The sequence below is a fragment of the uncultured Tyzzerella sp. genome, assembly GCF_963558545.1.
In the GTDB taxonomy this organism is placed as follows: Bacteria; Bacillota; Clostridia; order Lachnospirales; family CAG-274; genus Tyzzerella.
This window is the reverse complement of record NZ_CAUWHO010000034.1, coordinates 1-22,779: the sequence shown is the minus strand read 5'-3', so window position 1 is coordinate 22,779 and position 22,779 is coordinate 1. Positions and strand designations below refer to the sequence as shown.

The following is a 22,779-nucleotide window of genomic DNA, read 5'->3' as shown; positions in this document are numbered from 1 at the left end:
TTATATTTAATATATAAATTATTAAAATCACTAAAACTAATAGAATATTTACTATTTAAAATTTCTTCATGCTCGTTTTCATACAAAATATAAGTTGAGTATAAAGTTGCATTATAATTATTAGATTCTAAATCTTTTTCAACCTTGATTAAAGCAATTCCTTTATTATTCTCTCTTGAAAAATACATTATATCTTTATTAAAAATAATATTTAGATTATTATCTCTTATTAAATTCATATCTTTTAGCAATAGTTCTTTTAAATATGATACAGGATCAACTTTTTCATTTAGAAAATTTTCCATTAAAAATTCATCTTTTTTAAATGTTAAACTAAAATGTTTTTTCCACACTCTCCCCCAAGAATTTTTTTTCATTTAAATTACCTCCAAGTTGAAATCTTTTATATAATAATAAATTAGTAATAAATAATTGTCAATATTTATCAAATTTGTTAAATTTAACAAATTTGATATAGACTTGGTAATGATTTTATGTTATAATTAATTTACATAAAGACATTAATTATTGTTTTTAGATATAAAAAGGAGAAAATAATATGAAAAAATTAAGCATTTTAAATATAAAAGGTGGAGTAGGAAAAACAACAAGCACAATAAATTTAGCATCTGCTTTATCAGAAGAAGGAAAGAAAGTATTAATAGTAGATATTGATGCACAATCAAATTCAACTATGTTATTTGAATCATACGATATTGATGCTTTATCAGTTTCAGATATTTTATTAGATAAAAATATAGATGTTACAGATGTAATAAAAGACACAGATTTTGATAATATAGATATACTACCAAGTAATATTTCATTAGCATTTACTGAAAAAAAGATATTACTTGATGTTACTAGGAGCCAACAAAATAGATTAAAGAAAGCATTAGAGCAAGTTGAGGATAAATATGACTACTGCTTAATAGATTGTCCTCCGAGTTTAAATATGATAACTATAAATGCCTTAGTTGCAAGTGATGAAGTTATAGTACCTATAAAAATTGATAAATTTGCCATAGATGGTTTAGGTTATTTATTAGAAAGCATAAATGAAATAAAAGATGAATTTAATGAAAACTTAAAATTCTTAGGGTGCTTTATCACCATGGATAACTCAACAACTGTAAATAAAGAAATTAAAAATACTTTAAAGAATCTACTTGGTGAAAAGATGCTTGATACTCATATAAGACATAATGTTTCAGTTGTTGAATCAACGTTTGAACAGAAACCTGTAATATATTATAAATCTAAATCAAATGCAAGTAAGGACTATATAAAACTAGCTAAGGAGGTATTTAAAAATGGCTAAATCAAAATTTAGTATTTCAGAAGGTATGCTAAATAGTATATCTAAGAATGTTGACAAATCAAATCTTATTGATGCAAAAGAAAATTTTAAATTTGATTACATAGATATAGATAAATTAAAAATTAATAGCAAAAACTTTTATCCAATAGTAGATATTGAAACTTTAGCAGAAGATATTTCTATATATGGTCTTAATCACAATCTTGTGGTTAGACCTATAGAAAATGGATTTTATGAAATTATAAGTGGCGAAAGAAGATATACGGCTTTAAAATCTTTAGTTGATAAAGGGGATAATAAATATAGTAAAGTTCCTTGTAAGATAGTTAATTTAAATGATGTGGATTCTGAAATAACCCTAATACAGTCAAATGCACAAACTAGAGAGCTTACAGATTCCGACAAGTTAAAGCAAATAGAAAGACTTACTGAACTTTATAAGGAGAAAAAGAAAAAAGGTGAGAAGGTAACAAATATAAGAAAATTAGTTTCTAAAGATATTGGACTTAGCGAGGGGCAAGTTGCAAAATATTCTACTGTAAGTAATAACTTGATCCCCGAATTAAGAGCAATACTTGATGAAGGTAATTTAACTATCTCAAATGCAACAGAATTTTCAAGTTTAAGCGAAGAAAATCAAAATATTATATTAGATATAATAAATAAAAGAGTTGATATTAGCAGAAATGAAGCAGTTGAAATAAAGAAACAGTTAAAAGAAGTTGAGTCAGAGAAGAATAAAATTATAGAAAGAGAAAAGCAAAAATCAGAAGAAATATTAAAATTAAAGTTAGAAAATGAAAGTAAGTCTAATGAAATTAATTTAGAAATAGAGAAAGTTAAAAAAGAACTTTTAGCAAACTCTAATAAAGAAAAAGAAGAACTTGAAAATAAGTTAAAAGCTCTTGAAAATGATAAAAATGAGTTAGAAAATGAAAAAGTAGAATTAGAAACTAGTATCAATAACTTAAATGAAAAGATAAAACTTGAAATCGAAAATAAAGCCAATAAAAAAATAGATGAAATAAAAAATAAATTTGAAGAAGATAAATTAAAACTTAAAATAGAGAATGAACAATTAAAAGAAAAACTTAATAAAAATAACAATTTAAGTGAAGAACAAATTAGAAATCAAGAACTAAAAATTAGACTAAACAACACAAGAACAGAAATATCAAAGATAGCAGGACTTATGGCTAATAATAAAATTATGGATGAAGAAACTTTAAAATTAGTTAAGTGTTTTGAAAATGAACTAAGATTTTTAAATGAGCAAATTTTAATATATAATAATCAAGAAATAATAAAATAAAAAAATTAAAACTGTTACTGTTTTAATTAAACAAAAGCATCCCAATATCAGGATGCTTTTGTTTTTAATAATGGAAAAATAACAATAATAAAATGATTAAAACTTATACAAAATTATAAATACTTGTATTTTAAAATAAGATTTAATATCCTCTTTTTTCCTTATTATATCTTATTAATGTACTTCTACTTATACCAGTCATGCTTGATACTTCATTGTATGAATGATTTTCAAGTAATTTTAATGCCATATCCCTTTGAGCCTTTTTGAATTTCTTTGGTCTACCTAAAGTTGCATCTAAATCTCTTTTCATTTTTATTTGTTTACCCTCTAAAGTTCTTTCTACAATCATATCTCTTTCAAATTCAGCAAATGAAAAAAATATATTTCTTATTAATTTAGATGAAGGAGTATCATCCATTACTCCAATGTTCAAAACATTTACTCTAATACCTTTATCTATTAATTCATTGACTATTTTAGAGCCTTCTATCATACTTCTAGCGAATCTATCTAATTTAGTTACTACTAATGTATCACCATGTTTCAATTGGTTTATTAACTCATTGAAACATGGTCTATCTACTTTAGTACCCGTATAAATATCTTTATAAATATTTTCTTCTTGTACTCCATTTTCTAATAATAATTTCTGTTGTCCTTCCAATGAATTTCCTTCACTTGCTTGTTTAACAGTACTAACCCTTATATATCCATAAATCATAACTAAAAATCTCCTTATTTTAGATAAATTTATGATACCAAATTATGACACCTTTGTATATATTGATTTTAATACCTTAATTTTAATAGTGTCATATTTAAAATTATGACACTATTAAAATAATATTATGTTAATATTTTTTATATAACATTGGCTATAAATATACATATAAACTATCGAAAATAAAAAGGATTTTACAAATATTCTAAGAATATATATTTTAGTATGGTTTTATATTGTTATTTTGAAATTATAAAAATTAATTTAGGGGGATTTTATATTATGAAGTTAAAAAGGTATATTACTAGTATACTAGTGGTAGGAATTATTATTATATCAAGGAGTTTTTCATTTGCAACAGATGCTAATCTAATTAATCAAAATTCTACAGAAATAAATAATTTATCTATTGAAGAAATAGAAGATAATGCTATTAATTTGACTGATTTAATATCAATAGACGATGAATTAAAATCTATTGAAGAACAAGAGAAAGAATGGGCGGAATTAGATGAAAGAGTTAAGGCAGGAGATAAAGACTTATTTCCAACTACTGAAGATATTCAAGAAAAAGGTATAACAACAAAAGGAGCATATCCAACTAGAAAGGGTACTATACTCGTAACTAAAGAATTTAAAGGTATTACTTCACTAACAGGACATGCAGGAATTATATATAACGCAACTAAAACAATAGAATCATTTCCAGACAAATTTTCTCCTAAAAGTGTAAATGGAGTATATATATATGATAATGATTGGAACACAAGATATAGTAACACTGTATATGCAGTTAATGTGAGAGGAACTAGTCAAACTCAAGATAATAATGCGGCAGACTATTCTTATAGAAGGTATCAAGAAAGAAAACCGTATAACTGGACATTTACAGACACAGAAAATGGTGCAAAATTTTATTGTTCTCAATTATGTTATAAAGCATTTAAAGTGATGAATGGAGTTAATTTAAATCATAATGGCGGGATAGTTTATCCAATAGATTTAGTTAATTCTAGTAATACGTATATAGTATGGTCAAAATAACGTTTTAAATTAGGAAGTGACATAAAATGAAATTACGCAAATATTGGATTTTTTTTATAGTGATTATAATATTTTTTATAAGCTATTTTTTTAATAAAAATGATATTAAAGAATATGAATATGGTTTATTATATACTTCTAATAGTGGTTCAGTTTTATCACTTTACGATAATCATGGAAATTATTTGGATGAAAAAAAATTTAATGTATCAGGATTAACATTTGGAAGCTTTATGAAAAATGGAAAAGAAGTAAAAAATAAACTATATTATTCTGCTCCAGTAGCTGGAATCAAACAACAAGATTTTATTGTGGAGATTGATAAAAATAATTTATCTTTAAAAAAAATTAATACTACAGGAATACCACCAACATTTTTCTCGGCAGATGAAAAATATATCTATGGTGGAGCGGCTTCCTATTCTAATTCTCCAATAGTTAAGATTGATATAGAGACAAATGAGGTAGTTGCTACAAGTGAGTTAGAAGGTCAAGGTGTAAATATGTTTGATGGTGGAAATGAACTTTATGTTTTTACTACAAATGATGAGAGTTCATCAAAATCTACAACTGGAAATCTTTATACACTTGATAAATCTAGCTTAAAAATTTTAAATAAAATAATTGTAGAGGATATAAGTTTTACTAAAGATATAGCAAAGGTAAATAATTATATATATATTCTTGTTACATATGATGGTCTAGATAATATGTCTAATAAAGTTAGAAGAATTAACTTAGAAGATGCTTCTATAAAGGATTTTGATTTACCATTTAAAAATTTATCAAAAATTCATGTAAATAATGATGATATTTATATTGTAGAATCACATTTACATAGAGAAGAAGTTTGTAATAATATTGCTAAAATAGATACTAAAACTGAATATATAAAATATTTTAATTCTGAAGGTAACATTATTTCAAGTATAATCACAGATAATAAGTTTATCTCATCAGATGGTGAAAAGGTATATATACATAATTTAAGTAATTTTAAACTTGAGAAAGAATTTTATGTAAAACAATATGGTGATAAAGTTTTTGTATCTATATTAAAAAAATAGTTAAATTTATAAGTTTTTAAAATAAAAGGCTATAAATGTATATTTATAGCCTTAAAGTAATATCAGTATTTATTTATAAACATAAAGAAGTATCAATTTGTTTTTCTAGATACGAACTATTTATACCAAGCATTTTTAATAAACTATTTTTTGTGTTCATATCAATATTATCCAACTCTATATTTATAAATTTATCAATGTGGTTTGAGAGATTTTTAGCGTAACCATCTCCTATATCAAATCTTCCATTATAAAATGATTCTCCTTTACAATCTTTATTATTATATATTTCAAATTTGGTTTTATAGTATCCCTTATGTTTTTTATCTGACTTGCAAATATATGTTAAATTTTCAAGTAGTTTATCTGCATCTTTATATTTGAATATAGAATTATCTTTTATTTTATCATGTTCAGACCATACAAATTTAACATATATATCTTTTTCTTTTTTATTCTCAAAATTAGGCTTAAATGTATTAATAAGCATATCTCTAGTGTTATTATCAATTTTTAGAGAAGTATTTTTAAATGCCCTAAACAAGTAATTTTGAAGGTCATAGGATAAGCCATCACCAACATTAATAGAATCACTATAAAATCTATTTAAATAAGTTTTATCAGTATATAATTCAAATCTAGTATCCTTTGGATCACCAAGAGATTCATATTTTTCACTTAATACACTTATTATTTCATTAGCAGTCCTAAAATCATATTTATCTCCACTATTTAACTCTTTAGAATCACTAGATATAAACTTAACATATATATTATCTAATAGTAATTTCTTAGATTTTGGGTTGTATTTAGAATTATCAATTAAGTCATAATCTTTATTATTAGAATTATTATTTATATTAATTTCTTTTATGTTATTAGATTTATCTAAAGATATAGAATTATCTTTTAAAAGTTCATTTTCTATTATTTCTATATATTCAGCAGTTGTTTCTTTAACTTCTTTTATAATTTTTTTGCAATCTTCTAAATCAATATTTTTAGTCCAATTATTAAGATAGTCTAAAGAATAATCACTTGTATCTAATCCAAAATATGAACATATAGCATATGCAACCATTTCGGCTTGATATTCTCTTTCTGATTTTGAATAATTATTTCTTTTTTCAATTGTATGTAACTTAGCATGAGCCAATTCGTGTATAAGTGTCTTTATATTTTGTAATTCTCCATTTCTAGGATTTAAAGCAACTTCTTTAGTTTCAGTATAACTAACACCTTTTATATATCCTAATTCTGATTTAGGTTCAATGATTTTTACACCTATTTTATCGGCTACTACTTCAAGAGCATTATACATCTTATCATAGTTTGCTACATCACCATTGAGCCATCTATTGGGGAAAATTTTTGGTAAATCTTCTAATGGAGCATTAGTTTGCGATATATCAAATACATATCCTACATTAAAGTATTTTCTAGTATAAGTTTCAATTTCTTTATTTTTAATCATTTTTTTTTCTTCTTTTGTCGCATATTTTAATTGTTTTTCATCTCCATTTTTGTCTTTGAAATATGTAATATCAACAGGAACTAAAATTTTTATCCCTTTTTCGCCTTTATTTATCTTATATCCTTGATTACTCCAAAACTTAAATGAACCAACGGCAGTAGCACCTTTAAATTGGTCATCTATAAGTAAAGAATTTCTCTCTGAATAATTATAGAATTTAGACATATATTTCAGATATTCTTTCATTAGATGAGGTTCTCTGAAATATGATTTTATACTTTCATTGGCTTTATCAATTAACTTTTCTGATTCTTTTTTTATTTTTTCTTTTTTATTATCTTTAGAATAATTAATTTGATTATCTTTATTATCTTTATTTTCAATAAGATTATTTGTAGTTATCTCTTCATCAACCATAGTATCTAAATTTATAGTTTCATTAGAGTTTAAATCTATACCCATGTTATGTAAAAAATTAATTTGTGAATTTCTAAAACTTTCATTTTCAAAAAACTCAAATTGATTATATAAAATTTTTTCAGATACTATATTTAACGCAGTAAATTCGATTATAAATGGCTCGTCATCTATAAATGGAATAATTGTATCTAAAGTGCTTGAAAGATTACTTATACTATCAATTTTACTCTCAAAATATGATAAGTTAAGATTATCATTAGTACAAATATCTAAAATATCATTTTTTAATGCGAGTAAACACTTTTCTATTGATTCAGTATTAATTTTCATAATTTTTATATCCTTTCTAAAAAATTTTTGCTATCAAAAAAGCCGATAAAGAAATTATCTCTATCGGCTTAAAATTCAAATATTACCATTAAAACATAGTTATATTAAGGGTTTACAGTTCTTTTAGTTTTTTTATCATAGCAAGTGAAAATTGGCAATTCAAAGTCTGAAAGAGCATCAGCAAGTCCCGTTCCTACTTCTGCTTTTATTAATTCTTTAGTGTCAAAATCTTCAATTATTATATAATCATCTTCAACATTTAGTTCAATTATAGTACCTTGACTTTTCTCTGATACAAAGAACTCACTAACGGCTTTTTCATTTTCAATATTTATATCTTTATTCATTCTTTAACTCCTTTTTAATTCTATTTTTTATACCTTAAACTTTTATAATTCAATACCATTATCTATACTTCTTTGAAGTTGTTCATAATAATTCATGTTTTTATAACTGTCTAAGTCATTAGATATTGCTTTTTTTATTTTGTTTAAATCTGACTTTGAAAAGTTTATTTTAAAATTAAATCCTTTACTTTTATCACTTTCATACTTTTTTAGTTCTTCTTCTCTAACATAATCTTTTATTTCTTTTAAGATTGTGTTCCCCATTCTTTTGTATAATTCATCTATTTTATTTTGTTTATAGTCTTTATATTTTTTCCTAGAGCCAACGCCATAAATTTCTCTAAATATTTCTTCTTGCTTTTCTAAATTCTTTATAAATGTATCAAATTCATCCTTCCTATAAGTGTTAATATAATGCTTAGTCATTTCATCAATATACATATTTGATTTACTCATAGTACTATATTCATAATGCCAATGTCTTTTATCTTTAGGCAAATTCTTAACTGCTTTTAATAATAATTTTTTCATTTTTTTATCATTGAATGATGAAAAATCTTTTTTAGGTTTAATTATATCTTCTCTTATATTTTTATTTATTTCTTTATATAATTCTTTATCATTAAGCAATTCATTTGCAAATATACTTTTCATATTATCTAAAGTTTTTTGAGTTCTTTTTCCTCTTTTAGTTGTAGGATTTGGTTCACAGATAGCAACATGAATATGAATGTTATCTGTATTATAATGTATAGCACCATTCCATATGCAACTATCTTTTAATCCATCTTTTTCTAAAATATAGTTAGTTGATTTTCTTACTGCTCTCTTAATTTTTTCCTCATCTAACACTTTAGTTATAGGGTTGTATAGTCCTTGTTTTATCAACCACTTATTATCAAAACTATATACATCTTGCCACATTATACTTTTATTTTCTTGTGCTTTAGCAAATAGCTCTTTTGAATTTTCTTTATCTTTTTCATTCATAAAGTCAACGTCATTGTTAAATAGTCCTGTAGTTTTAGTTGGATTTCCCATATAGTCATTGTATAAAGAATATCTATTATAAGCATTATTTCTTATTGCTTCTTTTCTATCAATATAATCTATATATGAGTTGAACTCTTTGGCTGAACACTCAATAAATTTAGAGGAAACAATAATACCTGGAGTAGCCATTAATCTACCCTATTATTTTTTATATATGCTTGTTTTAATATTCTTTCTTTTACATTTGCTTTAGAATTAGTCAATGCTCCATGAGGTTTAGATTTGCTATCAGGTATTAAACTAGGAAGTTGGTTATGTACATAAAGACCATTCATTAATTCTGTTATAACTTGAACTTCTTCATTAGTTTTATTTGAACTATGCTTTAAACTATTTAATTGAGGTTTAAGTATATCTGCTATCTTTTCAGCCATAAATTCATATAGATTTTTAACAGTTACATCATGTGCATTTTTGTGTTCATCTATTATTAATCTTAAAGATTCACTTCTACTACGAAGTCCTTTTTCTTTTTTTATTTTATCTATATACTTTAAATCTTCATCAGAAAATGTAATATTTATAGGTTTAAAATTTTGCATTTTATTCATCTCCTTCATATATAAGGTTTGGTATATCTATGATATTTTCATCATAGAATATTTTAAATATCCTAGAGTTAAAATCTAAAATACCAAGTGATTTTTCTAACATATATTTATACTTTTCATCAACTAAGTTTAATGAATTTGAATAAGTAAGTTGTCTTAAATATATATTTAAAAATTCATTTCTTGATAAATTTCTAGCATTTGATATTTCATCAACTTTATTTAAAACATAAGTTGGAACATCTCTAATAAGCAAATCTTTTGTATCAAATTTATTTATATCTTTATGATTAACATAAGATAATTTATTTTCTAAAATTGATTTTTTATGAGGATAATCTACAACTAAATTGTAGGCATCCTCACCATCAATTATATATTCATCTATAAATGCTCCAAGCATTTTTGTATTTAAAGTTATTGCTTCAACTAATGAATTACATAAATCTTTATACTCTTTTTCTTTGTCATCTATTTCATTTTTAAAAGCAATTTTTTCTAATTCTTCTCTTAAAAATTCTTCTCTACTTAATCCTTTTTCTTTTGATTTATTATTTAAGATTGTTGTTATATTTGAATCTATATTTCTAATTTTTATTTCCATAATTATTAATTACCTTTCTATATTTTAGAATAGTTTGTCGCCTTCTTATGTAGAAAGCTCCGAGCATTTTTATTTCAATCCTTCAATAAAAATAATTTAAAATTGAAGTTTTTTTATTTTCGTGCCTCAATAAAAAAAAGAGCATAAGGAGTTTTTGTCCCCACCGAGGGTGTGGAGCTAGGCAAAGCCTAGCAATACTCTCATTCTTGTGTAAAAAATAGTGCTATCATAAAAAATACAAAAAATACATAAAAAATACATATCAGATACATAAAAAATACATATCAGATACATAAAAAATACATAAAAAATACATAAAAAATACATAAATATATTTTTAAAATTTAATGATTTTATTTAGATTTTTCAGAGAATATTTTAATTTTTTCTTTTAATTCTTTTACTAATTTTGAATTATCTTCAATGGATTTTTTAGAGTTACTTATAATATTTTCTAGCTTATTTATGTTACTATCTGTTAAGTTTTGTTCACTTTCAGTTTGATATTTTTTATCGCCTTCTAGTTCAGAAATTTTGATTTTTGCATCATTTATTTTTTCATTTTCTGAATCTATTTTTTTATTTATTTCATCAATTTTTGTGTTAAGATTTTTAATTTCTAAGCTCATTATTTCATCAAAATATTTATCACTAGACTTCTCATTCATTAAAGAATTTATCTTTATATCATTAATATCAGAATAAATTCTTATTATAGAAATCAAAGGATCATTTGTATTTAAAGTTGTATCTAAATCATTTTCATAAGATAAATTATTATTCTCTTTATATCCTAAAGACAAAGAAAGTACCTTCCATTTTTTAGGTACTTTTGCAAAGATAACGTAATAATCCTTATCAATTTTTTTGTATCTAGTTTGAATTAATTCTTTTGGATTATTTTGTTCTCTAAGTTGAAAATCCAACTCTTTTCCATCAAAATTTGTTTGGTCATTTACATAAATTATGAACTCAACTTCTTTAGAGAAATTGTTATATTTTCGACTTAATATCTTAGCACTAAGATTATTTGATTTTTGAATTTCATTTAAATTTGTACTTCTAATTTCAATATTTTTATTAAATAATTTGTTTGAATTAGTAAAAAATAGAAATCCAATAATCGAAATAAATGCTATAGAATAATAAAAAAATGAAGTATTATTTTTTAATTTATCTAATAAATTTTCTATTAATCTTTTTAATTTTTGCATTATAAAAAATCACTCCTTAAAACAATCTAAAAAGGTATTTCCCCTTCAACTAAACTCATATCACAAGGTATAAAACCTAAACCATCTTCAGTATAGTTTTTAGGGTAATCTAAAAACTCAATTCTATCTGCAATAACTTTTTGAACCTTTTTAGTTTTATTGTTATCATCTTTCCAAATATCAGATTTTAGTCTACCAATAACATTAATTAAACGACCTTTTTCTAAATTATTTACAACAGTTTCAGCTAAATTTTTGAAGCAATATATAGTTATAAATTCTTTATTATTTTCTTTATCTTTTGAATAAATATTAGTAATTGCAATATCAAATTCAGCTATAGGAATACCACTTCCTGCGATATATTTTAGTTTTGGTTCTTTAGATAATCTACCAGTTAAAAGTACAATATTCATACTATTTTCCTTTCAAAATTTATTTTTATTTGTATAAAAAAAGAACTACAAAAAGTAGTTCTTTTTTGACCTCTTATTTTCGATTTTAAAGCGTTTTATTTTTAATTTTGATATGTTTCATCATATAAATTTACAAAATCATTTTTCTTTAAAATTATTACAATAACATTCAGTATCAACTTTAGTTTTGAAATTATTATAATTACATATTCCTTTATTATTTATATATACATCATCATAAGAAAAATAACTACAATTTATGCAAATATCACTTAATGAAGTCATTTCAAATATTTCCTCCTAGTTTAATTTTTTATAAAAATACAATAAATACTTTTGTATTAAATATATTAATTCATATGTATTTATTTTGTATTAATATTATTTTCTATAATATCACTCTTATTGAAAACTTTATAAAATAATATATCCATTTCTATATTAAGAAATCCTATTACGAGTTTTTCTAAATTTTTATTAAAACTAACAATTTGCCAATCACTTTCAGATGTTCTAAAAAGAATATTTTCTTTAGTTTTAGACTTGACTGCTAAGACTTCATATCCATTATTTTCTAAAATTTGTTTTAATTTTTTTAGCTCATTTGATTTTAGATATTTTATTTTTTTATACTTATTTAATATATCAGCTCTATTAGGTATTTTAAGAATTTCTTCTATATATTTATTTGATATAGTATCTTTTTTAAATAAAGTGATATATCTACTTATTCCTATCTTTAATTCTTCTAATAATTCTTTTTTACTTACTTTTTTTATCTCATATCTTTCTATATATCCATACAAATAATTATTATCTATTCTTTGAATCCAACCCCATCTAAAACCATTTTTCGTGAAAATAATTGTTTTTTCTAAGTTAAATATAGTTTGAAATATATCATAGTTAAAAGTATAAAATGTACTCATTAATAGCATATACCACATCTACTTTCTTATAATATAATTGTTATTTTTTATTATTAAATTCTAATTTAAAATTGACATAATCACCATTTAAACTCATAACAACAGTTGCATCATATGTACCTGCTCCATCTTTCTTTTTAAATCCTTTTACATTAGCTTTTTCTTTTGATAATAAAGATTTTGCTATTGTTTTTGTTATTTTTTTGCCTTTATCCTCAAAGAATTTATTATTTTTCCATAATGCAAAATTACATTTTGGTTTTTCTTTAAATCCTTCACAGTAGAATGATTTTTCACTTTCATATATATTCTTTCCACATTTAGGACACTTTCCTATAACTTCTTTTTCTATTTTTGGAGTTTCTATTTTTTCAACTTCAATTTGTTTTGCATTATTTATCATTCTTGATAAATCCATACTAAAAAACTCTAAGGCTTCTTCCTTAGAGATTTCATTTTTATATACTTGTTTTAATATTTTTTGAAGTTCAACAGTCTTTTCTTTATATAAATTTATATCTAACTTATTTAAAGTATTTATTAGATTAATTCCTAAATTATCTATATAAAAAGTTCCTTTATTTTCTTTTATATATCCAAGTTTTATAGCTTTTTCTATTATACTAGCTCTTGTGGCAACTGTTCCTATTTCACATCCACTTAGCATTAAATTATATTCTTCATCTTCTGTCATATCATACCTTTTAAATGGATTTTTAAGGTAGTTATTAAGTTCTTCTAATGTAATATGCTTAGGTGCTTGTGTTACTTTTTCTGATGCTAATATATTAGATTCTAGTTGCTCTCCTATCTCAAATTTAGGAATAGTTTTTTCATTTAAATCATTTTCAAATTTTAAATATCCTAATGATTTTATAGTTGCTCCTTTTAATTTAAACTCATACTCACCTATTTTAAATGTTATAATAGTTTCTTCGATTATTGTATCTTCTATTAAGAAGTTAGAAATAAATCTATTTTTAATTATGTTATATATATAAAGTTCTTTTCCTGTTAAATCTTTAGGGATTTTAGTTGTTGGAGTTATAGCACTATGGCTTTCAACTTTTGATGTATCAAATATAGATTTCTTATTTTTCATTTCTAAAATATTATCAGTATCTATTGTATTAATAATTTTTTGTATTTTATTTTTTTCTGCATCTGCAAGATACTCTGTATTTGTTCTTGGATAGGTTACATAACCTTTTTCATATAAACTTTGAATTATTTTTAAACTATCATTTGCACTTAATTTAAGTTCCTTAGATAATTTATTTTGAAGTTTATCAAGAGAAAATAATTTCTTAGGTTGCTTTTTAACTTCTTTAATCTGAATATCTTTTACTATTATTTTTTCATTATTTAATGTATCAGTTGCTCTAATACACTCTTCCTTAGTATCAAACTTTAAATCATCTATACTAAATTTAATTGTATTATTATCTTTTTCAAAACTAACCTCACCTTGATAATATTTTTTAGGAACGAAATTATTTATTTCCATATCTCTACTATGAATTATTTCAACTATAGGAATTAAAACTCTTCCAACAGGAAGGGTTTTATATGTTTTACAAGTTAATAGTCTAGTTAAATTTATTCCATAAATCCAATCTACACAAGTTCTAACAAATCCTTCATCATACAATGAATTATACTTGCTAGAATCTTCTAAGTTGTTTAAAGCATATCTTATAGTTTCATGTGTTTGTTCAGGCAACCATAATCTTTTTATAGGCTTTATTTGCCCTTCTAAGGCATTATTTATTATAAGCCGACCTATGACTTCGCCTTCTCTGTCTGCATCCCCACAGTTGATTATATTATCTACATCTAATCTATTAACTAATTTCTTTATTATTTCAAATTGCTTTTTTGCTCCTATATCATCAATTAATTTAAATAAAAACTCTTTAGGTATAAATGGAAGTTCATCTAAGTTCCAAATGCTTTTTTCTCTATTAAAATAGTCATCTAAAGAATATAGCTGAAATAGATGACCAAATCCAAATGTTACTATATAATTTTCATTTTCAAAATATCCATCATGCTTTTTAAAATTTCCTCCTATAGCTTGTACTATAGTCATTGCCAAAGAAGGTTTTTCTGCTATGATTACTTTTTTCATTGTTATATATCCTCTCTTTTCAAACTAAAAAATACAGTCTAGTTATTTAGACTGTATTTTTATAATTAATTATTTTCAACAACTCTTCTAATATTTCCATTGAATACTTTTTTCCAATACGGACTATTTAAATCATCTATCCAAACGCCCCTTGATGTTCCACAATGTAGGAATTTATTATTACCTAAATATATACCTACATGACCATTATATTTATATGTATTGAAGAAAATAATATCCCCTCTTACCATTTCACTAGAATTAACTTTTCTTCCAACCTTTGCTAAACTATCAGTTACAACAACTCTATAATCTCCTAAATTTAATCCAGCACTAGCAAAGCACCAATGAACAAACGAACTACAATCGAATCTTCTATTTGCTATATCAGAAGGATTACGACCACCACCCCATACATAGGGTGATTTACCTACTAATTCACTTCCTACTTTTATAGCCTTTTCTATTATTTCATTATTTCCTACAACTCCACCACCTAAAGGCATATCTAATCCTGTATTTCTAAACTCTATAGCATATTTAAACACTTTATTGGGATAATCAAACTTTGCATTATCTAAATCTACATTCATACCATATCTCGGACCACCATTGTAACAAGCGAATATTCGTCTTAGTGTTTCTCTAAAATCAGAATCAGTTTCACTAGCAGACCAATTTATTAATTTCATATTTTCTGTACTATTGTAGTCTAGTTTGGATACTTTCTTTTGTTGTTTTAGTACATAATTTGCATAATATCTTATTTCATATGAACCACCAATTATTTGAGCCCTTACATCTTTTAGGTATATATTCCACATTTCTTCACTACTTGAAAAACTATAACCACAATTTTTATAAATATTGCCTAATCCTAAATTGATAAGATATGCCCATAAGTCTTTTCCAGAACCCGAATCATATTTTTGTACTTGCATAATACCATATGCTCCACCATATGAAGTTGATGGATTAAAATTACTTTCTTGTTTTGAAATCGCTGCTAAAACCCAGCTAGGAATACCGTATATTTCAGATGCTTCATTGTAGTATGGAATATACTCACTAGGAACACCGTTTAAAGTTGCATTTAAAGGAATATCAAAACTACTTTTATGTTTTGCTCCGGTAATAGTTATTGCAATAGTTGATACTAAAAAAAGAGTAAGAAACGTAGAAAGATTTATAGATAATATATATTTAATAAATCTTTTTACATCCTTAACTCTTTTATATCCATTATATAGTTGTTTTACTTCTTGCATATTAAATATTCTCTAGTGATAATTGACCTATTTTCCAAGTTCCATTATCATTAATTAATAATATTTTATATTTAGTCATTATATTGTAATCAGTTAATGTTCCGTTTTCATCAGTCCAATTAGACCAAGCATTAGCAGTCCACATAACAGAAGTATCATCTATAACTTTAAAATCAACTATAGTCATATCTTCTATAGTTCTATATACATATCCATTTTTAGGCATTTCTTCTTCAACTTTAATATTTTCTTGTAAATCTAAATATAAAGGCTCTACAATAATATTTTTTATAGGATTTAAACGTTCTATATTATTATCTTTAGATATAAGATGATATGCTTTTACAAACTTTTCAACTTTTTTATAAGTATCTTCTTTTACTTTATCTTCATCTTTTAAATTATGTTCAATTTTATTGATTACATCATCCCTTTTTATGTGTAAATCATTATACTCATTACTTGTATCTTTTTTATTATTTAAGAAAAAAATTGAAAATAAAAAGAACATAACTACTAATATTGAAAATAGTAATAATGTTCTTTTTCTATTATTATTCATATTTAACCTCCTATGCTCCACCTTTAAATAGTTCAAGTTCTTCTTCTGACACATCAATGTTAAATGATATGTTTCCAAATCCATTTATGCAAAGAATACAATCACCCATTTTTAAACTTGGAACAGTTGATAATTCACTTTCTGAAAGTTGATTATCAAATACATCTTTTAATATATTTTTTACTGCACTATCTTGTTGCATTACAAACTTATATTGAGTTAATCCAAACATATTTTTTAATTTAAGTAACATTTCACTATCTATATTTGAAGGTGCTATATCTAATATGCTTTGAGTTGCAAAGATTAAACTACCAAAATACTTTCTTGCTTCTTTTTGGAATGAAATTAAGTAATCAACTGCTGTTGGATTATCAGTATTTATTATTTTATGTGCTTCATCTATAAGGATTAAATATTTAGCACAATGATTATATAGTTTTTCTTTACTATCAAATGCTTTCTTCTCTTTAATTCCTTGAACAAGAGCATTATTCCAAAGCATAGTTAATATATTATATATTTGTGCATTGAATATACGTTTTTCTAATTGAGTTAAATATCTAAGATTAAATGATAATACTTTCTCATTAGAAAAATCATCTATTGTTGAGTGTCCATCAAATAATTTTGGGTATGTAGTTACTAAATTTTCTATGTTTAACTGAATGCTATCTAGTCTATTTTTACGACTATCAGATAATTTAGGATTGAATATACCATTTTCTATATCTAAATATAATATTGAGTTTATATATTTTAAGAAATCACTCATAGTTGGATATTCTTCTGCTTTATATTCTGTAGCCTTTTCTTTATCTATCTTAAAATAAATATAAAAATCATTTAAAATCTTATTAAATTCTATTTCTTCATCACTAGAGCAATTAGAATTGATGAATTTATACATTGTTGTTAATTTAGATAAATGAGTAGTGTAAGAACCTTCATTATTAACCTCGTTTGTATTTTCATCAATAACAGTAGCAAATACTTGTAGAGGATTTATAATACCACTTGTACCATCTAAAGATATACTTTTACCACCTAATTCATGGATTAAATCTTTAAATTCACCAACAACATCAAGAACTCTTATTGTATTTCCAACTATCGCATTATCAAGAACTAATTTTTTTAATAATGTAGATTTACCACTACCCATCATACCTAAAACAAGAGCATTATATGACTTTCTAACCTCATTTTTAGTAAATATATCAAATAAAACATTACCACCCGTTCTTGTAGTACCTAAATATACTCCTGTTGGATCGCTTAAACTTGTGAAATGAAAAGGATAGCCACCCGAAAGAGATATAGAAGGAAGAGCCTTTCCATGCCTTTTATTAACTAATTCAAGTTGGTTTGAATAACCCATAAATAAAGATTGCCACTCATACTCTTGTTCATTTAAGCATATTGTAGCACCAAATCCCAAGCCTTCTAATTCTTCTCTTAACTCTTTTACTTTTATATCTAAATCATGCCTAGTCTTGGCAGATAAATAATATCTTATATGTATTAACTTTACGACTTCACCCGAGTTAGTTATTTCCTCAACCAATGAATGAAGTTTTCCATATGTACTTTGTGCTTCAATTATATTTACTTCGTTTGTTTCTTCTCTAACTCTGCTTTTTTGTTCTACCATAGATTTATTAATCTTTTTAAGAGCAGTTTTCTTATTCTCTGTAGATATATCTATGCTTACAATAGAATTAGTTATATTAGTTAGTTGTGCTAACCAAAATTCATTTACTTGTTGTTTATAATCGTATAGATGTAAAACCGTTTCGTATCCATCACCTTTTTGTATAACTCTTTCATCAAATTTAATTCCACCACTAGGCTGAATTTTAGTTAAAAGATATGGATTATACTCTTCATATTCAAAATCTTTTGATTTCAATTAAATCACCTCTTTTTATATTTATTTGCAAAAAATTTCATCTGACTATATAATACTCAATAGGAACTTCAATTTATAGAGTGGTGGTTTCATATACTACTTTGTTTCTACTAAGTAGAAAGGAGGTAAGCTATATGAAACAAAAGAAAAAGTTTATCATAACTATGATAGTTATTCCAATCTTAGTTGGATTAATTGTTAATTTTATTTATGATAAAATAAAATCCACTCTTACGCCCAATAAGAGTGGATTTCAAGTTGAATTTAATTTTAAAGTTAAGTTTAACTAATATATTATTCTAATATAGAAACCACACTCTAACTGGTATAGATTGAAGTTCCTTTTATAGTCTTATTATAAACTAAAATATGAATATAATTCAATATAAATATATTTACTTTTATATCTTAGAGTTTTGATTATTCAGCTTAAATAATATTTTTAATTTTTTGTCAAAGTCTATTTTATTTATATTAATACTTTTATTTGATAATCTAAATAATAAATCTTCTTTATCATATTTACTTTTATTATCCTTAGCATAAATAAATATATAAAACTCTTTATTAAATCTATATTCTTCTAAAAATCTTAACTCTCTTATACGTTTTTCTAAGAAATATTTATATCTTTCATTATTAGTTCTTTCGAGTTTATCAAATAAATTATTTTGTTGTTCTGTTGTATTAACAGGAAATTGCATACAAACTATTTTAAAATCATCTTTGTATTGTCTTAATAGATTTGAGAAATCACTTATATGCTTATATATTTCTTCATCATTCAATGAATATACATCTTTTGTTTCAATCTGATATATATTCATATAGCCATATGAAGTTTCAAAAAAATCATCATCACAAATATGTTTTATTGGTAATATATCTAATATACTTTTATGTACTTTTTTCTTTTCTTTTTTAAACTCTTTTAATTCAGAGAGTTCTTCTTTTCTTTTAAAAATTTTAATAATTCTTCTAAAGATTTTCATAATTATTACCTACAATATTATAATCTATTGAATGATATGTTCTATTATTCTTTTTAAAAAGAATGTAAATTGCTTCATAAAGTCTTTTATTTGGATTATTTCTTTGATTTTTTTGAACTAATAGAATTGCTATAGAAAACATAAATATGAAAAAAGCTATTTTAAATGGAGCATATATTCCACTTATTGTGCTAGAAATCCAAGCAAAAACTAGAAATCCTACTATAATAGCAAAATCTTTAATATATATACTTTTCCATAATTTATTTTCTGATGCTATTTCTTTTGGAATATGGAAAATCAATTTAATACCACCTCACTTTTATTTTAAAAAAATCACTCTATATAAAAATAGGAGATATGAATTATCATATCTCCTATTTTTTAACTGCTCCTTTATCTTTATTTAAAGGATTTATATTACTTTCTCTTAATATATTAGTTTTACTATTATTGATTTTACTATTTTTAGAAATATTTTTATTTGTTTGGCAAGTATTTATATTCTTAATATCAGAACTTGAATTTATATTATTTGTATTAATATTTTGTTTTGAATTTATATTACCTATTTTAGTATTATTAACATCATTAGAAGGCTTTATATTTGATTTATTTAAGTTATCTGTATTTATTTTTTCTGACCCTAAACCATATATACTCGGACTTAATATATCGTGGTGTCTATTTCCTAATATATTTGCTTTATTTCTATTGTTATTGTTATTTTTATTATTTATATCTATTGGATTATTATTTTTATCTTTTATACTAGGTTTAAAATCTGAATTACTATATAGTATATCATTCTTATTAATATCCATTAATGAATTATTAGAACTATTTAACTTATCATGGTTGTTAATACTTAAATCACTTAATATACTATCATTTTCATTAATGCTTAAATCACTTGATATACTATCATTTTCATTAATACTTAAATCACTTGATATACTATCATTTTCATTAATACTTAAATCACTTGATATACTATCATTTTCATTAATACTTAAACCACTTGATATACTATCATTTTCATTATTAGAATTATTTGGTCTATTACTATTATCATCCTTACTTTGACTATCTAAATTATTTGCATTAGATGTATTCTCACTAATATTACTATTTAGATTATTAGATGAATTTACTAATACATCATTTGAAGAACCTTTTCTTGATAACTTCTCATTAGCAATGTCGCTATTTTTCATCTGTGAATGTAGATTACTATTTTCAGTATTATTACTCATATTGCTAATATTATCATTATTAGACTTTGAACTCATTTCCTGCTCTAAAGAACTGCTAGATTTAGAATTATTTTTAAAGTTATTTGATCCAAACATAGAACTAATATTATTTACTTTAGCACCAACTTGCTTTGATATTGCACCTAATGTAGTTGCAGTTGAACTTATAGCTTTAGATGTAGCAACTCCACCCATAACTACACTCCAACCAGATTTTATACCTGAATCTATCCCTAAAATTCTCTCAACTATATTCGGACCATCTACAACACCTATTGAAGCACCAATTAACATAACCATCTTAGTTATCATATTTAAGTTAGTATTATCGTTTAACCATGTACTAAATAATAAATATACTTTTAATATTAATGCAATAAAAAATAACACTATAAAAGTGTTAATAATGTGCTTTACGACTTCTTTAACTTTTTGACCATTACCTATATCTGAAAATGATAATAACCTAGCAAATATACCTACAAATGCCAGTTCATATATTATCCTAGAGGCCTTAAATGATGTAGATAAAAGAACTACTATAGTACATATTAAAGTTACTATAATAGGAAGATAGTCTATACTAAATCTATAATACTCTTCTTTTATCAAGCCAAATAATCCATTATCTAACTTTCTTAGAGTTAATTCTCCATCTAAAGATGTATCTATTGTATTACTGAATAAATCTTTATTCTTTGTCTTACTTTTATCTATTGTTTCATTTATATTTATAATATCTATATAATTCTCATTTATATTATTTTTTGCATTTTTATTAGTGAAATTAAAATTATCTAAGTAATATAGGTCATATAGATTATCTTTTATCACTTTATTAGCAGAATAATTCACTTTACTTCCACCAACTTCATCTAATGCTTTAACACCATATTTAGTGGCATCACTTAATTTAATCATCAGAGTTGGTAACATTACAATGGTAACTATTGCCACTAGAGTATTTTGTATTAGTCTATCTTTTTTGAAATCTCTATCGTACATTATTCTAAAGCCAATTATACCTATTGATATAGCAAGTAAAATCCATATAATAGGTAATAATTTATTAAATAAATCTACTATAGCCTTACTAGCAAAAAAACCATTCAATGTATATATTTTATCAATTATATTCTCTATACCGTTAGATATTACTGCTAAAATTTTTACTAATCCCCATAATAAAAATCTTATAGCCGTTGAAAATATATCACTTATACTAAATATATCTTGATGTGATGTTAATATATCTATAATCTTACTATCTGACACCTATTAAAACTCACCCACCTTTTCATTTTAAAATATCTAATTATTATTAATTATATCTTCTACAAAACGTCTTATATCGTTATTACTTATAGAGTTAATTAATTCATCTTTTGTTTTAGCATATTTTATTTCTTCTTTAACTATTTCTAATTCTTCAAAAGAAAGAATCTCTGATAACCTTTTTATTATATTATTTACTATTATATTTGTTAGCGTATCATTTTCACCATAACTATTACCATTTTCTGTAACTTTATTCAATGCATCAACATTTAAATAACCTTTAGACTGATTGTTTTGTTGTTTATTAGAAATTGCTTCATTTTCTTTTTCTAATATATCTCGATATATAGTTGAGAAATTTATACTATCCAAATCTAAATGTCTATGCTCTGACTTTATTTCAGATTGCATTTTGATAAAATCTATATCTCTATTATCAAATTTTCCATACAGATATTCATATCTATACTTCATTGCATATTCATCTTTATTGAATATTGGATATGATACAATTTTATTTCTATCCTTATCTTGTCTTTTTATTGCTCTTACAACTAGAGTTTCACCCTCCTTA

Annotated in this window: 24 protein-coding genes; 5 read left to right on the top strand and 19 right to left on the bottom strand. The window is 23.7% G+C overall.

Annotated elements, in window-relative coordinates:
- On the bottom strand, window positions 1-377 hold a 377-nt coding region (locus R5Z65_RS06635; protein WP_317368004.1), incomplete at its 3' end, for a hypothetical protein.
- Window positions 378-559: 182 nt separating this feature from the next.
- Here R5Z65_RS06635 and R5Z65_RS06630 point away from each other — a divergent pair.
- Window positions 560-1,321, top strand: a complete 762-nt coding sequence (locus tag R5Z65_RS06630; RefSeq protein ID WP_317368003.1) for a ParA family protein — start codon at window positions 560-562, stop codon at window positions 1,319-1,321.
- Window positions 1,314-2,633 (top strand): ParB N-terminal domain-containing protein, encoded by a 1,320-nt coding sequence (locus R5Z65_RS06625; RefSeq protein ID WP_317368002.1) that lies wholly within the window; start codon window positions 1,314-1,316, stop codon window positions 2,631-2,633. Before R5Z65_RS06630 ends, R5Z65_RS06625 begins: the two co-directional genes overlap by 8 nt.
- Window positions 2,634-2,775: 142 nt before the next feature.
- On the opposite strand, the gene R5Z65_RS06620 is transcribed toward R5Z65_RS06625, so the two are convergent.
- Window positions 2,776-3,357 (bottom strand): recombinase family protein, encoded by a 582-nt coding sequence (locus R5Z65_RS06620; RefSeq protein ID WP_317368000.1) that lies wholly within the window; start codon window positions 3,355-3,357, stop codon window positions 2,776-2,778.
- Between the two features lie 282 nt (window positions 3,358-3,639).
- Between R5Z65_RS06620 and R5Z65_RS06615 the strand changes: the two genes are divergently transcribed.
- Both R5Z65_RS06615 and R5Z65_RS06610 read left to right on the top strand, forming a co-directional pair.
- On the top strand, window positions 3,640-4,401 hold the full coding sequence (locus tag R5Z65_RS06615; protein WP_317367997.1) for a hypothetical protein: 762 nt from the start codon (window positions 3,640-3,642) through the stop codon (window positions 4,399-4,401).
- Window positions 4,402-4,427: 26 nt separating this feature from the next.
- Window positions 4,428-5,468 (top strand): hypothetical protein, encoded by a 1,041-nt coding sequence (locus R5Z65_RS06610; RefSeq protein WP_317367996.1) that lies wholly within the window; start codon window positions 4,428-4,430, stop codon window positions 5,466-5,468.
- Window positions 5,469-5,541: 73 nt separating this feature from the next.
- On the opposite strand, the gene R5Z65_RS06605 is transcribed toward R5Z65_RS06610, so the two are convergent.
- The 13 genes from R5Z65_RS06605 to R5Z65_RS06545 all read right to left on the bottom strand — a co-directional run bounded on the left by R5Z65_RS06605 (window position 5,542) and on the right by R5Z65_RS06545 (window position 18,679).
- Window positions 5,542-7,692, bottom strand: a complete 2,151-nt coding sequence (locus tag R5Z65_RS06605; protein ID WP_317367994.1) for an LPD25 domain-containing protein — start codon at window positions 7,690-7,692, stop codon at window positions 5,542-5,544.
- Between the two features lie 104 nt (window positions 7,693-7,796).
- Window positions 7,797-8,039 carry a hypothetical protein gene (locus R5Z65_RS06600; RefSeq protein ID WP_317367992.1) on the bottom strand — a complete coding sequence of 81 codons (243 nt, stop codon included), beginning with the start codon at window positions 8,037-8,039 and terminating at the stop codon, window positions 7,797-7,799.
- 42 nt (window positions 8,040-8,081) lie between these two features.
- Window positions 8,082-9,221 carry a MobP2 family relaxase gene (gene mobP2, locus R5Z65_RS06595; RefSeq protein ID WP_317367990.1) on the bottom strand — a complete coding sequence of 380 codons (1,140 nt, stop codon included), beginning with the start codon at window positions 9,219-9,221 and terminating at the stop codon, window positions 8,082-8,084.
- A complete protein-coding gene (locus tag R5Z65_RS06590; RefSeq protein WP_317367989.1) occupies window positions 9,221-9,634 on the bottom strand; it encodes a ribbon-helix-helix domain-containing protein in 414 nt (137 codons plus the stop codon). The genes mobP2 and R5Z65_RS06590 overlap by 1 nt, the downstream gene beginning before the upstream one ends.
- Window position 9,635: 1 nt before the next feature.
- On the bottom strand, window positions 9,636-10,247 hold the full coding sequence (locus R5Z65_RS06585) for a hypothetical protein (RefSeq protein ID WP_317367988.1): 612 nt from the start codon (window positions 10,245-10,247) through the stop codon (window positions 9,636-9,638).
- A gap of 353 nt (window positions 10,248-10,600) precedes the next feature.
- Window positions 10,601-11,461: a hypothetical protein gene (locus R5Z65_RS06580; protein ID WP_317367986.1), complete on the bottom strand. Its 861-nt coding sequence runs from the start codon at window positions 11,459-11,461 to the stop codon at window positions 10,601-10,603.
- Between the two features lie 26 nt (window positions 11,462-11,487).
- Complete coding sequence (locus tag R5Z65_RS06575) at window positions 11,488-11,877, bottom strand: single-stranded DNA-binding protein (protein WP_317367984.1); 390 nt, start codon at window positions 11,875-11,877, stop codon at window positions 11,488-11,490.
- Window positions 11,878-12,015: 138 nt separating this feature from the next.
- Window positions 12,016-12,162 (bottom strand): hypothetical protein, encoded by a 147-nt coding sequence (locus R5Z65_RS06570; RefSeq protein ID WP_317367982.1) that lies wholly within the window; start codon window positions 12,160-12,162, stop codon window positions 12,016-12,018.
- 80 nt (window positions 12,163-12,242) lie between these two features.
- On the bottom strand, window positions 12,243-12,806 hold the full coding sequence (locus R5Z65_RS06565; protein WP_317367980.1) for a hypothetical protein: 564 nt from the start codon (window positions 12,804-12,806) through the stop codon (window positions 12,243-12,245).
- A 40-nt stretch (window positions 12,807-12,846) separates the two neighbouring features.
- Window positions 12,847-14,937: a DNA topoisomerase gene (locus R5Z65_RS06560; RefSeq protein ID WP_317367978.1), complete on the bottom strand. Its 2,091-nt coding sequence runs from the start codon at window positions 14,935-14,937 to the stop codon at window positions 12,847-12,849.
- Window positions 14,938-15,002: 65 nt separating this feature from the next.
- Window positions 15,003-16,205, bottom strand: coding sequence for a C40 family peptidase (locus tag R5Z65_RS06555; protein WP_317367976.1), 1,203 nt, complete (start codon window positions 16,203-16,205; stop codon window positions 15,003-15,005).
- A 1-nt stretch (window position 16,206) separates the two neighbouring features.
- Window positions 16,207-16,767, bottom strand: a complete 561-nt coding sequence (locus R5Z65_RS06550; protein ID WP_317367974.1) for a hypothetical protein — start codon at window positions 16,765-16,767, stop codon at window positions 16,207-16,209.
- Window positions 16,768-16,777: 10 nt separating this feature from the next.
- Complete coding sequence (locus R5Z65_RS06545; RefSeq protein ID WP_317367972.1) at window positions 16,778-18,679, bottom strand: ATP-binding protein; 1,902 nt, start codon at window positions 18,677-18,679, stop codon at window positions 16,778-16,780.
- Between the two features lie 134 nt (window positions 18,680-18,813).
- Here R5Z65_RS06545 and R5Z65_RS06540 point away from each other — a divergent pair, with 134 nt between their 5' ends.
- Window positions 18,814-18,969 (top strand): hypothetical protein, encoded by a 156-nt coding sequence (locus R5Z65_RS06540; RefSeq protein ID WP_317367970.1) that lies wholly within the window; start codon window positions 18,814-18,816, stop codon window positions 18,967-18,969.
- Window positions 18,970-19,080: 111 nt separating this feature from the next.
- On the opposite strand, the gene R5Z65_RS06535 is transcribed toward R5Z65_RS06540, so the two are convergent.
- The 4 genes from R5Z65_RS06535 to R5Z65_RS06520 form a co-directional block, all read right to left on the bottom strand.
- Window positions 19,081-19,671, bottom strand: coding sequence for a hypothetical protein (locus R5Z65_RS06535; protein ID WP_317367969.1), 591 nt, complete (start codon window positions 19,669-19,671; stop codon window positions 19,081-19,083).
- Window positions 19,658-19,975, bottom strand: coding sequence for a DUF5592 family protein (locus tag R5Z65_RS06530; RefSeq protein ID WP_317367968.1), 318 nt, complete (start codon window positions 19,973-19,975; stop codon window positions 19,658-19,660). Before R5Z65_RS06530 ends, R5Z65_RS06535 begins: the two co-directional genes overlap by 14 nt.
- 73 nt (window positions 19,976-20,048) lie before the next feature.
- Entirely contained in the window at window positions 20,049-22,202 is a 2,154-nt protein-coding gene (locus R5Z65_RS06525) for a pLS20_p028 family conjugation system transmembrane protein (RefSeq protein WP_317367967.1), read from the bottom strand.
- A 36-nt stretch (window positions 22,203-22,238) separates the two neighbouring features.
- The coding region (locus tag R5Z65_RS06520) for a hypothetical protein (protein ID WP_331678019.1) at window positions 22,239-22,779 on the bottom strand (541 nt) is incomplete at its 5' end.